General features: G+C 68.8%; 12 protein-coding genes and 2 tRNA genes. 3 read left to right on the forward strand and 11 right to left on the reverse strand.

Annotation, left to right across the window (positions count from 1 at the left end):
• The first annotated feature begins 13 nt into the window (after positions 1–13).
• Complete coding sequence (locus tag EI169_RS13530) at positions 14–220, forward strand: hypothetical protein (protein WP_125132808.1); 207 nt, start codon at positions 14–16, stop codon at positions 218–220.
• The gene (locus tag EI169_RS13535) at positions 217–1,485 is read left to right on the forward strand and encodes an HNH endonuclease signature motif containing protein (RefSeq protein ID WP_125132809.1); all 1,269 of its coding nucleotides are present in this window, start codon (positions 217–219) and stop codon (positions 1,483–1,485) included. Before EI169_RS13530 ends, EI169_RS13535 begins: the two co-directional genes overlap by 4 nt.
• Positions 1,486–1,526: 41 nt before the next feature.
• Here the strand turns inward: EI169_RS13535 and EI169_RS13540 are convergent, their stop codons facing one another.
• The 7 genes from EI169_RS13540 to EI169_RS13570 are packed head-to-tail and all read right to left on the reverse strand — an operon-like array spanning position 1,527 to position 9,657.
• Complete coding sequence (locus EI169_RS13540; protein WP_125132810.1) at positions 1,527–3,164, reverse strand: fucose isomerase; 1,638 nt, start codon at positions 3,162–3,164, stop codon at positions 1,527–1,529.
• The gene (locus EI169_RS13545) at positions 3,161–5,035 is read right to left on the reverse strand and encodes a beta-L-arabinofuranosidase domain-containing protein (RefSeq protein ID WP_164515503.1); all 1,875 of its coding nucleotides are present in this window, start codon (positions 5,033–5,035) and stop codon (positions 3,161–3,163) included. Before EI169_RS13545 ends, EI169_RS13540 begins: the two co-directional genes overlap by 4 nt.
• A gap of 5 nt (positions 5,036–5,040) precedes the next feature.
• Entirely contained in the window at positions 5,041–5,937 is an 897-nt protein-coding gene (locus EI169_RS13550) for a carbohydrate ABC transporter permease (protein WP_125132812.1), read from the reverse strand.
• A 4-nt stretch (positions 5,938–5,941) separates the two neighbouring features.
• Positions 5,942–6,865 carry a sugar ABC transporter permease gene (locus EI169_RS13555; protein ID WP_125132813.1) on the reverse strand — a complete coding sequence of 308 codons (924 nt, stop codon included), beginning with the start codon at positions 6,863–6,865 and terminating at the stop codon, positions 5,942–5,944.
• A 5-nt stretch (positions 6,866–6,870) separates the two neighbouring features.
• Positions 6,871–8,142 carry a sugar ABC transporter substrate-binding protein gene (locus EI169_RS13560; RefSeq protein WP_125132814.1) on the reverse strand — a complete coding sequence of 424 codons (1,272 nt, stop codon included), beginning with the start codon at positions 8,140–8,142 and terminating at the stop codon, positions 6,871–6,873.
• 45 nt (positions 8,143–8,187) lie between these two features.
• On the reverse strand, positions 8,188–9,015 hold the full coding sequence (locus EI169_RS13565) for a dihydrodipicolinate synthase family protein (RefSeq protein ID WP_125132815.1): 828 nt from the start codon (positions 9,013–9,015) through the stop codon (positions 8,188–8,190).
• A 24-nt stretch (positions 9,016–9,039) separates the two neighbouring features.
• Positions 9,040–9,657 (reverse strand): GntR family transcriptional regulator, encoded by a 618-nt coding sequence (locus EI169_RS13570; protein ID WP_205783812.1) that lies wholly within the window; start codon positions 9,655–9,657, stop codon positions 9,040–9,042.
• A gap of 90 nt (positions 9,658–9,747) precedes the next feature.
• On the opposite strand from EI169_RS13570, the gene EI169_RS13575 reads away from it, so the two are divergent.
• The gene (locus EI169_RS13575; RefSeq protein ID WP_125132817.1) at positions 9,748–10,773 is read left to right on the forward strand and encodes an exo-alpha-sialidase; all 1,026 of its coding nucleotides are present in this window, start codon (positions 9,748–9,750) and stop codon (positions 10,771–10,773) included.
• Between the two features lie 14 nt (positions 10,774–10,787).
• On the opposite strand, the gene EI169_RS13580 is transcribed toward EI169_RS13575, so the two are convergent.
• The 4 genes from EI169_RS13580 to EI169_RS13595 all read right to left on the reverse strand — a co-directional run bounded on the left by EI169_RS13580 (position 10,788) and on the right by EI169_RS13595 (position 13,195).
• Positions 10,788–10,861 (reverse strand) — tRNA-Met (locus EI169_RS13580).
• Between the two features lie 35 nt (positions 10,862–10,896).
• A tRNA-Thr gene (locus tag EI169_RS13585) sits at positions 10,897–10,968 on the reverse strand.
• Positions 10,969–11,034: 66 nt separating this feature from the next.
• Positions 11,035–12,255, reverse strand: a complete 1,221-nt coding sequence (locus tag EI169_RS13590; RefSeq protein WP_125132818.1) for a M23 family metallopeptidase — start codon at positions 12,253–12,255, stop codon at positions 11,035–11,037.
• 145 nt (positions 12,256–12,400) lie between these two features.
• On the reverse strand, positions 12,401–13,195 hold the full coding sequence (locus tag EI169_RS13595; RefSeq protein WP_125132819.1) for an inositol monophosphatase family protein: 795 nt from the start codon (positions 13,193–13,195) through the stop codon (positions 12,401–12,403).
• Positions 13,196–13,223: the final 28 nt, after the last annotated feature.

Here is a 13,223-nt window from a genome sequence, read left to right on the forward strand (position 1 = left end):
GCGCGTGTCTTTCGTGAACGATGAACACGGCCGGATGCGGCACGAGATCGACGCCGCTGTCGCCGAGCCCTCCGTGCACATCGACCGGCGAACCCGGCTGAACGCGCTTTCCGCGACGCGCGACCCGATGTCGGTGGCCCCTCGTATGGTGGGGGTTGTCAGCGAGAGAAGTGCCCACTCTCCCGAGGTTCGGATGGTGGTGCACGCGTGTCTTTCGTGAACGATGAACACGGCCGGATGCGACACGAGGTCGACGCCGCGGTCGCGGAGCGTGTGGTGCTCGCCGGTGCGCAGGCACGCCTGATCCGGCACCACGCCCGGCTCGCGGAGCTCGCGTACGCGGAGACCGCGCAGGTTGTGTCACGCTCGTCGCGGGAACGCGACATGCCGATGCGGTCGGTGGCCGCGGAACTCGGTGCCGCGGCGCATCAGCACGACATGACCGTGCAGAAGGAACTCTCCGACGCGTTCGACCTGGTAAGCCGCTTCGGGGCGAGCGTGGACGCGCTCGAAGCAGGAACGATCTCGCTACGGCACGTGGGGGTCATCCGTGACGCCGGGATGCGGCTGCCCGACGAGGTGCGGGGCGCGTGGGAAACGGTCGTGCTCGACTACGCCGCCACCACCACCCCCGGCCGCACGAAAGCGTACGCGTTGCAGCTGGCGGAGAGACTCGACCCGGTCGGGATGACCGAACGCTTCGAGGCCGCGAACGGGGAGCGGGAGGTGTCGGTCGTGGATCTCGCCGACGGGATGGCGCTGCTGCAGATGCTGCTCCCCGCGACCCTCGCCCACGGCGCCAAAGACCGCCTCCGCCGCATGGCCACAGAAACGAAGAACGCCGCGGTCACGTCCGCGGACGGCGGCGTCCAGGACCGGCGGACAATCCGGCAGATCGAAGCGGACATCGCCGCCGACCTCCTCCTCACCGGCACCCCCACCATCGACCCCACCACCGACCGATCCCCCGGCGGGCTCGGCGCCATCCGCGCCGTCGTCCAGGTCGTCGTGCCCGTCACCACCCTGGCCGGAACCACGGACGCCGGCGCGATGCTGAACGGGCAGGTGCCCATCGACCCCGCCACCGCCCGCCGACTCGCCGGCGACGCACCCGGCTGGGACCGGATCCTGTGCCACCCCGTCACCGGCACCGTGCTCGCCACCGACCGCTACACCCCCACCGCCGAACAGATCCGGTTCCTCCGCGCCCGCGACCAGCACTGCCGCATGCCCGGCTGCCGACAACCCGCCACCCGCTGCCACATCGACCACAACCACGAGAGACAGCACGGCGGCAGAACCGACATCGGCAACCTCTGCCACCTCTGCGTCAGACACCACACCCTGAAAACCGAAACCGAATGGACCGTCACCCAGCGCGCGGACGGGGTCCTCGAATTCACCAGCCCCCACGGCCGCACCTACCGAGAACCCCCACCCCCGAGGGTCATCTTCGTCCCCGACACCGACCCACCACCCTTCTGATGCAGGGTGCGGCCGACTCAGTCCGTCCGCACTCCGAGCCGTCAGAGCGCCTCGACGTCGCCGGCGAGATTCACGCGGATACCCATGCGATCGAGCATCGCCGCCTTGGCGACGAGCGCGCGATCGGCGGTTTCGGCGTCGGGCGCGTAGACGAGCTGGGCGTGATTGGCTCGATGCCGGGCCATGAACTGGTCACGCGTGATGCCGTGCAGCACCACGTGCGCGATCGGCCATTCCGGGTTCGTGGCCTGCTTACGCCGCAGGGTCTCCTCGGGCGGCAGTGACACCACACTGCCGCGCATCAGATCCGCCTGCAGCACGCCGTCGGCGATGAACACGCGCGAGATCACCACCTCCCCCGGTCGGGAGACGCCGTTGATCGTGGCACCACCCGCGGGGAAGAACACGGGACCCTGACGCCATCCCTCCGCGTGGTCCCAGCCGCCCAGGTGAGAGGCGGGGACGGCTCCGGAGATCTCGTAGACCCACACGAATCGACCGTCGAACTCCTCACCCCATCGCACATCGTGCAGCGTGTTGTCCGGCACCATGCCCATCGCGCGCCACACGCGATCGGTGACGAGCGCGTCGACGGCCACACCCTCGTCGGCTTCGTTGAAGTGCGGCAGAGCCACGCCCGCGTACAGCTCGCGAGCGCCGTCGCGCGAGCGCACCGGTGGCCGGTCGGTGGAGTTCAGGATGCCTTCGGCGAGATCCGATGCCGGGACGAGGTCTTTCAGCCCCTGCTGGTACTGGATGCCCACGGCATCCAGTCCGAAGTCGTCGGCGATGCGCAGTGCCGCGATGTACATCTTCAGCTGCCACTGCACCTGATCGCGGGTCAGCTCCGTCGCCGCGTCCGACCCGAAACGGAAGCGCATCCCACGCTCGGCCAGCCACGCGAACACCTCATCCGCTTCCCGATCGTCGACGCGAAGCATCTCGGCGTACAGCGCCGACTGCGACAAGCGCTCCTTGTAGATGCCTGTCGGATTCAGTAGTTCGTCGTCGAAGATCGCGTTGTACATCCCCATGCAGCCCTCGTCGAAGACGCCGATGAGGGCTTTGGATCGCGTCATCTCTTCGCCCAGGGCGCGGCCGAGGGCCACCTCCGCCGTCTCGGGGAGCGTCGGCAGCGAGCGGACGTGCGACGTGTCATGCACGATGCGTCCCGTGCCGACCCAGGCGCGCACGCCGTCGACGAACCAGTCATCGGTGAAATCCACCGACCAGAGGGTGGAGTACGGCACGCCCATCTTCGTCAGGCCCGCGTTCAGCCCCAGCAGACCGACGAGCCCGGGCCAATCGCCGGCGAAGTTCGCCACGGTCAGGATCGGGCCACGGTGCGATCGCAGCCCGGCCAGGACGTGGTGCGAATACTGCCAGACCGCCTCCGCGACGATCAGCGGTGCCTCGGGCGGAATACGCGCGAAGACATCGAGGCCCATGCGTTGGCTCGAGATGAAGCCGTGTCCGGTCTCGGGATCGACGTCGTGGGCGCGGATCACGCGCCAGCCGACCGCGTCGAAGACCTCGCCGACAGCCTTCTCCAGGGCCGCTTGGGTCGGCCAGCCGGCGACGTTCGCCGACTCCCGCAGATCGCCGCTCGCCACGAGATAGGCAGTTCTCGGCGGCGCGGCGATCGGCTCGGGAGATGCCGGGAATCGGTAGTCGCTCACAGTTCTCCTCCGTGATCGACTCGCCCGGCCGCGGGCATCCAGACGCGCATCGTGGTGGGTTCGTGCGCCGCCCACTGCGCCCACGGGATCATCGTCACGCCTCGTGTCGTCGCACGTACGGGCAACGGCTCGTCCCACAACACCGAGACATCCGTATCCGCTGCGGCGATGACGACCTCGGCGCGCAGGCGCGGCAGCTCCGACGCCGGATCGTCCGGCTCGACGGCCAACGATGAGGGATCGAGCACGACATCGAGGATGTCGCCCGGATGGGCGAGAGCCGTGCCCTCGACGGCATAGACCGCGTCGGCGAAGACGACCGCCACCTGCGACTTGACGGCGTCGAGGCGGGGATGCGGGTGAACGAGAACCGGCCCCGGGCTCCACGTGTGCACGACAGTGCCATCGTCGGCCCGCACCCGTCGCGCCGGCCGCAGCATCGATCGACTGACGTCGACCTCGCCGGCGATGGCCTCGATCGTCAACGTCCCGCCCGCCGGATCGGACGCGGGGATGCGGACGGCAGCCCGCGTCCCGGTCGACAGCACCGTGTCGACCTCGCCCTCCACCGGGAGCGTGACGATGACGCGGCCGTCGCGCTCGTAGGCGAGGAGATCGGGCAGCGTCGCGAAGAAGCGCATCAGATTGGGCGGGCAGCAGGCCGTGTTGTACCAGCTCGCGCGCGTGCCGATGTCGATGCGTTCCTCGAGGAGCGCATCGACGGGCGGGGCGGGTTCGATGGTGCGCTGCATCAGCGGATTTCGGTAGAAGAAGTGGCGGCCGTCATCCGAGACACCCGCGGCGATCGCGTTGATCGTGGTGCGTTGGAGGTGCTCGGCGTGCACGTCGTCGCCCGTCGCCAGGAGAAGGCGGTGACTCCACCAGGCCATCGCGATGGAGGCGCACGTCTCCTGGTACGCCCGGTCGGGGGGCAGCTCGTAGTCGGCGCCGAGCGCCTCGTGGAAATGACGCGACCCGACACCGCCCGTGAGATAGGCCTTGCGCTCGACCGTGTTGTGCCACAGCATCCGGCTGCGCTCGAGCAGTTCCGCGTCACCGGTTTCCATGGCGATGTCGGTCGCCCCGATCGCGAGGTAGACGGCCCGCACCGCGTGGCCGGTGAGCTCGGAGCGCTGCCGGAACGGCACTTCGTCCTGACAGTAGAAGAGTCCGAAATGGCCGGGCCCGAGCGATCCGTGCCCTCGGCGATCGAGCATGACGCGAGCCAGGTCGAGGTATTTCTCATCTCCGGTCTCGCGGAACAGTTCGACGAGCGCGATCTCGATCTCCGGATGGCCGTCGATGCGGGCCTCACCCTTCGGTCCGAAGCGACGCCACAGGAGATCCGCGAAGCGGGTTCCGATCGCGAGAAGACGTTCGCCGCCACGGGCGCGATGGTCGGCGACACCGGCCTGGATGAGGTGGCCGCCGAGATACATCTCGTGACCGAACGGGAAGTCCGACCAGCGCTCTGCGGGTGCCTCGACCTGGTAGTACGAATTCAGATACCCGTCGGGCTCCTGCGCCCGCTCGAGCAGGTCGACGGTCTCGTCGAGGAAACGGTCGGCGTCGTCCGTGCCGCCCCGGTCCCACGCGATCGCCTCGAGCAGCTTGTAGAGATCCGAGTCCATCCAGTGCATCCCCTGGAAGCCCCCGGTGCGCCGAGCCGCGGCGCGTTCGAGATTGGCGAGGTAGTGCCCCCGCTGCATCCATTCGATGCCGTGCGGAATCGATTGCAGACTGTTGCGTCGCCGCCACTGCGCAACCGCTCCCCCGTCGACGCGGAAGGGTGCAGCAAGCGGGCGTCCCACGAGAAGGGAGGTGTTCACCGGGGCGAAGAATCCCCGCGCTCCGGCGGTGGACGATTGCATCCGCGTCATCCTTTCAGTGCCCCGTTGACGAGGCCGTTGACGTAGTACTTCTGCAACAGCACGAACAGCACGATGCACGGCAGCGTGCTGACCGTGATTCCCGCCTGCAGGGCGCCGTAGTCCACCGCGCCGAGTGACCCCACGCTGATGGATTGCAGCGCGATCGGCAGCGTGAACTGCCGGTCGTCGGTGAGGAAGATCAGCGGTGCGAGGAACTCGTTCCACGCAGCCAGGAAGGCGAACAGCGCCACGGTCACCACACCGGGCACGGCGATCGGCATGAGCACCCGAAGGAGCGTGCGCACCGGCCCGCACCCGTCGAGGGCTGCGCTCTCCTCGATCTCCTTCGGAATCGCCTCGAACGTGTTGCGCATCATGTACACGCCGAAGGGCAGCTGGAACGTGGCGTAGATGAGCGCGAGCGTGACGATCGAGTTCGTGAGACCGAACGTGGCGAGGATCGTGTACAGCGGAATGAGCAGTGTCGAGTGCGGGACCATGATCACCGCGAGGATGCCGAAGAACACGATCGTCTTGCCCGGGAACCGGAACCGTGCGAAGCCGTATCCGGCGAGGACGGATGCGACGACCGAGAACACGACCGTGAGCACCGAGATCAGAACCGTGTTGCCGAGGTAGGTCCAGATGCCTGCGCCGTACCCGGCGAGCCGCTCGTAGTTGCCGAGCCCCCACTGCTCCGGGAGGACCGACGACTGTCCCGCCGGCGACTCGCCGAACGAGGACAGGATCGACCAGCCGAACGGGAACAGCAGCAGCGCGCTGACGATCACGCCGAAGACGAGGACGGGCGGCGCCGTCCGCTGCCGAGACGAATCCGCCCGCGACGGACGCGCAGCGCGCACCACGGGCTTCTTCTCGGCGGTGAGGGTGGAGGAGACCATGGGTTCAGTCCTTGGTTCGCAGGAATCGCAGCTGCACGATGTTGACGAGCAGCAGCACCACCATCAGCACGACGCCGATCGCGGCGGCGTATCCGAGGTGGAACTGGGTGAAGGCCGCGCGGTAGATGGCGTACACCATCGTGATCGTCGATCGATCGGGCCCGCCGGCGGTGAGCACGAAGAACTGGTCGAACGACAGCAGCGCTCCCGAGACTCCGAGAACGAGCAGCAGCGCGAAAGTCGGGCGCATCAGCGGCAGGGTGATCAGACGCGTGCGCTGCCACCAGGATGCGCCGTCGACACGTGCCGCTTCGTAGAGCTCGACGGGGATCGACTGCAGGCCGACGAGCATCACGAGCGTGTTCAGGCCGAGGCTCTTCCACACCACCATGACGATGACCGCCCACAGCGACGACGTCTGGGTCTGGAAGAAGAGCACCGGCCCGTCGGCGAGCCCCAGCGCCTGCAGGAATCCCGAGAACACGCCGATCTGCGCGTTGTAGAGGAAGCCCCAGAGCAGTCCGGCCAGGCCGAACCCGATCGCCGACGGGATGAAGATCGCGGTGCGGAAGAATCCGACCGCGCGACCGCCCTTCTGCACGAGCAGCGCGAGGAAGAACGACACGACGAACGTCAGGACCGTCACGAGCACCGTGTAGTAGAGCGTGAAGCCGATGCTCTGCATGGCGATGTCGTCATCGAGGATGGCCGCGTAGTTGTCCAGCCCGACCGGGGTGCGCTGACCGAACAGCGGCCAGTCGAAGAAGGACATGACGATCGAGAGGCTCAGCGGCGCGCCGAAGAAGACGACGAGGAGCAGGGCCGCGGGGAGCACGAACGCCGCGCCCGTCGCCGCCGACCGACGGCTCAGGGCCGTCGGTCGGCGGCGCTCAGGGCGTCGCGCGGATGTCACAGGAGCGAGGGCCATCGGGCTCAGCCCTCCTGGAGCTTGTCGATCTGCTCCTGACCGGTCTTCAGCGCCTGCTCTGCGTCGGTGCCGTTGAACACGGCGTCGCGGAACGTCGCCAGCCACGGACCGGTCGGATCGTTGAAGATCTGGCCGCTGTACGGCGTCCGCGGGGTCTTGCCGACGGCGATGAGGTCATTGACCTTCTTCACCCGGAGATCGGCGGCGGTGTACTGGTTGTCGGTCAGATCGGTGCGCACGGTCAGCCAGCCCTTGGCGGCGTACTGATCGACCTGCTGCTTCTCATCCAGCGCCCAGGAGATGAACTCCCACGCGGCATCCACGCTCTGTGCGTCCTTCGACACCGAGAAGGTGTCGCCGCCGATGAAGGAGGACTCGTCCCCGTCGGGCCCGGGGATTCCCGCGACATCCCAGTCGAACGGCACGTTCGCGGCTTTCAGGGAGGACAGCAGGGAGGAGCCGTTGAACTGGATGCCGATGTTGCCGGGCGCGAACACATTCGCCCAGTTGGCGCCGGTGTCGGCCGGGGCGTCCGAAGGGATCGTGCCCGCCTCCCACAGCGCGCGGTAGAAGCTCAGCGCATCGGCCATCTCCGGGGTGTCGACGGTGACCTTGCCGTCGGAATCGACGATGTCGCCACCGCCGGCCCACACGATCGGATCGGTCGTGAAGGCGAGGCAGCCACCGCAGCTGCCCGCGGCGTAGAAACCGTAGGAGTCCTCGCCGAGCGCCCGCACCGCCTTCGCCGCCGCCTCGACGTCGTCGAGGGAGGTCGGCATCTGGGTGATACCGGCCTGCGCGAGCAGCGTCGTGTTGACGTACATCAGCGACGGGTCCACATCGGCCGGCACCGCGTACCGGGCATCGCCGTCGGTGCCTTGCGCGATGGCAGACGGCGAGAGGGCGTCGGCGTAGTCCAGGCTGTCGATCTTGCTGCCGATGTCCTGCAGCACGCCCTGCTTGATGAGCGAGGGCAGGTTTCCGATGTCGGAGATGACGATGTCGGGCATCTGACCCGCGCCCGCGGCGGCGCCGAGCTTGGCCGGGAGTTCGGAGCTCGGGACGAGGGTGAGCTGGACCTGCATGTCGTGCGAGGCGTTCCACGCGTCGACGAGCGGCGAGAACAGTCCCTCTCCGATGGCATTCCCACGCGCCCACACGGTCAGCGCGCTGACCTGTTCGGGCTCGGCGTCTCCCGACGTGCCGGCGCAGCCGGTGAGGGCGAGCCCTGCGACCAGCCCCGTCGCCAAGATGGCCTTCTTCATGCGTCCTCGCATGGTGTTTCCTTTCTCGGTGATTGCAGGTCGGCCGATAGGCCGTGGTCAGGCGACGCCCGCGGGATGCGCGGGCGTCGTGCGGCGAGCCGGCGTGGAGTTGCCGACCCGCATCCACGGGCGGCCGATCCCTTCGGCGGCGATGAGCTCCTTGATGCGCGGAATGCTTCCGCCGATACGATCGACCGCCGCGGTCAAGGTCGACTGGTCGGCGAAGCGACCGGCGACGATCGGGGCATACGCGGCGGGGATGGCGCTCGCGGTCCCCGAGACGACGCCGACGCCACCCGCGGCCAGGACGGCCGAGGGCTGCCGATCCTCGCCGGAGAGCACGCGCAGACCCATTTCCGCGAAAGCGGCGACGTGGGCCGTCGATCGCCCCGACACCTTGATCCCGTCCACGATCCCGCGCAGCCGCTCTGCAGCAGGCAGACTCAGCGCGTTCTGGGAGATCTCCGGGAAGTCGTACGCGAACAGCATTCCGGGTGTGACCCGACGGAGCGAGCGGAAGTGCTCGACGATGGCGTCGTCGTCCACCGGGAAGATCATGGGGGTGATCGCCGCGAGATGGCGCGCTCCGACCGCGACCGCCGACGCCGCGAGGTCGAGTGCGCCCCACGTCGTGACATCGCCCACGTGCACCACGACGCGATCGGCGCCGAGCTCATCGACGAAGAGCTCCGACAGCTGAGCACGTTCGGCGAAGGTGAGCGCGGGAAACTCGGCGTTCGTCCCGCAGACGAAGATGCCGGATACGTGGGGTGAAACCGACTGCGCGAGCTGACGCGCCGCGACGACGTCGATCTCGAGGTCGTCGCCGAACATCGTCGGGAGGGCGGCGATCACCATCGCACCGGGAACATCGTCGAACCGCATGCCCCCATCGTGAACTGTTAACAGTTAATTGTCAACGCTTACTTGACCCAACATGCGGTCCCGTGAACCGCGAAGGTGCTCCTCGAGGTGGACGAGGACGTCATCGAGTCGTCCCGCGCGCACGTCCCCGAGCATGACTTCGTGGGACCGCGCGGACGGATGCAGGTCTGCATCCCGTGCCGTCGTGAGCTGGATCATGACGCGGAAGGTCGGCTGATACAGCTCCCACACCGCGCGCAGCCGATCACTGCCGCTGGCGCGATAGAACAGATCGTGGAATTGCAGATCGGCTTCGGCGTACTCCCCCCACGATCCCGCATCCGCGGCACGGATCATCTCCGCGACGAGCCGCTCGGCTTCCTGCCAGTCGGTCGCCGCTCCCCGCTCGGCGGCCAGTGTCATCGCGAGCGGCTCGATCGCCATGCGCAACGCGTACAACTCGGCCACCTCTTCGGGCCCGACATGTCGCACGTACGCCTTTCCGCGGCGCAATCGCACGAGTTGCTCAGCTGCGAGCTGTCGGATCGCGTCGCGCACCGGTCCGCGACTGACGTCATACTCCTCGGCGAGCGACTCCTCCACCAGCCTGGAGCCGTCGGGCAACTCGCCCCGCACGATCCGCGCCCGCAGATCATCGGCCACTCGATCCCCGAGCGACCCCGGATTCCGCACCTCCGGCACACGACCTCCCGCGTCTCTGGATTCTGCTAACTGTTAACGGTTAAATCGAGTATGGCCCATCGCCTCTCGATCGCAGCGGATCGGCGCATCCTGCGCGATTCCGTCTCCCCCCACTCTGGCGTCCACGCGTCGTCGGTCTCAACGTCGGCGCGCGGGGAGGTGGCGGTCGCGTGGTTCAGTGGCCGGAGCGAGGGCGCAGCGGGCACGAAGATCCTCGTCGCACACGGACACGACGACGCTGGGTTCTCCGTCGAGGAGGTGAGCGGCCCCGGATCCGTGGCTCAGTGGAATCCCGTGGTGTTCTGGGAGGGGGACGATCTGCAGGTCTTCTCGCAGGTGGGCGAATCGCCGTCGACATGGCGCACGGTGCGCTCGCGGCGCACGCCCGACGGGTGGTCGCACGAGCCGTGCGTCGGGCCGGATGGCTCGTCTCGCGGCCCGGTGCGCAATCACGTGGTCGCATGCGGCGGCATCCTGTTCGCCGGCGCGTCGGTCGAAGACCGCCGCCCCTGGGCGAGCGCAGTCGACTCGCTCGCCCCGGATGCGACGTTCTGGCAGCGATCGTGGATTCCGGGCGCGGACGACGTCGACCTCATCCAGCCTGCTCTTGCAGTGATCGACGGCGTCCTCGTCGCGCTGCTGCGCAGTAGCGGCGGACGCGGCTATCTGTCGCGCCGACGCGCCGACGGAACGTGGTCCGCGGCCGTACCGACCGATCTCCCCAACAACAACAGCGGCCTCGACGTCGCAACGACGCCCGCAGGTGCTCTCCTCGCCGTCGGCAACGCCTCCACCATCGACTGGGGTCCGCGATGCCCGCTGCTGCTCTTCCACTCGCGGGATGCGCTCACGTGGAGGCCGGTGGCGATCATCGACGACGGACGATGGGCGCCCGGTGACGATCACCTCCCCCCGCCGCATCCGGGCGAGCGGTTCGACGGATCACTGGACGGACGCGGCGAGTACTCCTACCCGTCGATCGACGTGTCCGGAGACCGCGTGCTCGTGTCGTACACCTGGCAGCGGCGCGCGATCGCCCTGGCGCACCTGAGCCTCACCGCGATCGGCGTCGCCTGATGCTCTACTTCCGGTAGCAGGAGCGGGGCTTGAACCCGCGACCTCACGATTATGAGTCGTGCGCTCTCACCAACTGAGCTACCCTGCCGCGATGCATCCGCACGGCGAGATGCGGATGCTTCGAGCCCCGAGTCAGGATTGAACTGACGACCCCTTCCTTACCATGGAAGTGCTCTGCCACTGAGCTATCGGGGCGTGCCCGGACGCGTCCGGACAACTCAACGAGGATACCAGAGCGCCGGCCCCCGCTTCACACGTGCGTCAACCGCCGGCGTGCTCCCGCAGCCACGGCAGCGGGTCGATCGGGGTCGTGCCGTTCATGAGGATCTCGAAGTGCGTGTGCGCACCGAACGAGCGGCCCGTGTTGCCGGTGCGGCCGATGAACGTGCCGACCGTGACCTTCTGACCGACCTTCACCTGGAGCGACCCGTACTGCATGTGTGCGTAGCGGCTCGAGACCAGCTGGCCGTCGATCTCGTGATCGATGACGACGGTCACGCCGTAGGCGCCGCCCGACTCGGTGGCGATGCGGACGGTGCCGTCGGCGATCGCCTGGACGGGAGACCCGGCACCCGGCACAAGGTCGAGCCCCTCGTGCATGCGCCCCGAGCGCATGCCGAAGCCGTAGGTGATCGGCACACCGACCGCGAAGGGCCACTGGATCGGCGCATTCGGATCGTTCGTGAAGAAGTTGGAGAAGTTCGAGATGCCCGACTCGGCCGCGACCTGCGCGAGGGAGGCCGTTTTGTAGTCCTCGCTCCGCTCGATTGCCTGATTCTGCACCTGCGCGGGAGCCACGTACGCCTGGATGTCGCCCTCGCCCGACTCGACGTCACCAGCCGGCGCGAGCGCACTGACCGCGGCGGTGCCGTTCCCCTGCAGCGCGGCGACCGCCTCGGGAGGAGTGGTCATGCCGACCGTGAGCAGCCCCACGACGCCGACGACGCCGATCGAGAACGATGCGGTGGCCACGCGCCGGAACGATGCACCACGGCGGCGCGGCTCGGCGGCCTCGGTCTCCTCCTGCTCCGCAATCGCGGCAGCGGCGACCTGCACCGGCGTCTCGCCCGTGAAGGAGAAGAGGCGGGCGGCGGCCTCGAAGGGGTCGAGGGCGTCGTCCGCCTCTGCGGGACGGGAGTCGTCGGATGCGACGCGGTGCACATCGCTCGCGAGGGCAGCCGGGTCGAGATCGGGAAGCGCGTCGATCGAGACGACGCCGTCGAGGGCCACGGGCGACGAGGTCTCGGGCGCGGCGGTCGACGTCGATTCGGCACGGGAAGTACGGGCGCGACGGCGGGTGAGGGGAGCCTCGACGGATGCGGCCGCCTCGCGCTGCGCACGTCGGCGGAGCTCGGCGCGCGTGAGGGCGGGGGCGGCGGGCTGAGCCGCCGGGGCGGATGCCGAGGAGTCGCCGCTGACCGCAGGGAGGGTCCGGCTGGAGCGCCGCAAGAGGGCGGGCTCAGCCTGGCGGGAGTCGGTCAAGACGCAGGGAACTTCCGGGTCGTGTCGTAAGAGAACGACAGGGCTTCAACACGGTCACAGCACTTCCGCCGTTCGGGCGGCGAAAGTAACGATCGGATAACCACACTAACCGACGTCCCCTGGGAATGCCATTCGAGGCCTCGGGTCAGAAGTCGAGGACCTCGACGAGGCGGTCGTAGATGCCGGGCGACGCGGCGATCGTCATGGCCTTGCCCGGGCGGTCGCCCGGCGCACCGGACACGATCCCGCCCGCCTCGGCCACGAGGAGCGCGCCGGCCGCGTGGTCCCACGGGTTCAGCCCCCGCTCGTAGTACGCATCGTGGCGACCGGCCGCGACCGCCGCGAGGTCGAGCGATGCGGCCCCCGCTCGCCGGATGTCGCGCGCGATAGGCATCACCCGCGCGAGCTGGTCGAGCGCCGCGGCGTGGGTCGCGGGGTCATAGCCGAACCCGGTCGCGATGAGGCCGCCCGCCGGCCCGACCTCCGCGTTGGTCCGGATGCGGCGTTCCCCGAGCCACGCGCCGCCCTCGCGGCTGGCCGCGAAGACATCGCCGGTCGCCGGGCAGTACACGACGCCGGCGAGCGCCTCCCACTCGGCCGGGTCGGCCGAGCCCGCGACGGCGGCGATGCTGACGGCCCATTCGGGGAGCCCGTAGGCGTAGTTGACGGTGCCGTCGATGGGGTCGACCACCCACGTGATGTCGGCCTCACGTCCGTCCGCTCCCGACTCCTCGCCGAGGAACGCGTCGCCGGGCCGCGCGGCGTCCAGGCGCGCGCGGATAAGCGCCTCGACCTCGCGGTCGGCCTCCGTCACGATGTCGGCGAGGGCCGACTTCGTCGCGGCGACGGTCACGCCCTCCTCGCGACGGCGCCGCGCCAGCTCCCCCGCCTCGAGGGCGATGTCGCGGGCGAGGGCGAGCAGCTCATCGGGCGAAGTCATGCCTCCACGCTACCCGCGGGCCGCCGAT

It is taken from the genome of Microbacterium sp. 10M-3C3 (assembly GCF_003931875.1).
Taxonomy (GTDB): domain Bacteria; phylum Actinomycetota; class Actinomycetes; order Actinomycetales; family Microbacteriaceae; genus Microbacterium.

Bases quoted from the DNA above. Each gene is read 5' to 3' on its own strand.
- EI169_RS13560 (WP_125132814.1), bottom strand. From the start codon at position 8,142: ATGCGAGGACGCATGAAGAAGGCCATCTTGGCGACGGGGCTGGTCGCA.
- EI169_RS13545 (WP_164515503.1), bottom strand. From the start codon at position 5,035: ATGCAATCGTCCACCGCCGGAGCGCGGGGATTCTTCGCCCCGGTGAAC.
- EI169_RS13575 (WP_125132817.1), top strand. From the start codon at position 9,748: ATGGCCCATCGCCTCTCGATCGCAGCGGATCGGCGCATCCTGCGCGAT.
- EI169_RS13550 (WP_125132812.1), bottom strand. From the start codon at position 5,937: ATGGTCTCCTCCACCCTCACCGCCGAGAAGAAGCCCGTGGTGCGCGCT.
- EI169_RS13595 (WP_125132819.1), bottom strand. From the start codon at position 13,195: ATGACTTCGCCCGATGAGCTGCTCGCCCTCGCCCGCGACATCGCCCTC.
- EI169_RS13555 (WP_125132813.1), bottom strand. From the start codon at position 6,865: ATGGCCCTCGCTCCTGTGACATCCGCGCGACGCCCTGAGCGCCGCCGA.
- EI169_RS13565 (WP_125132815.1), bottom strand. From the start codon at position 9,015: ATGCGGTTCGACGATGTTCCCGGTGCGATGGTGATCGCCGCCCTCCCG.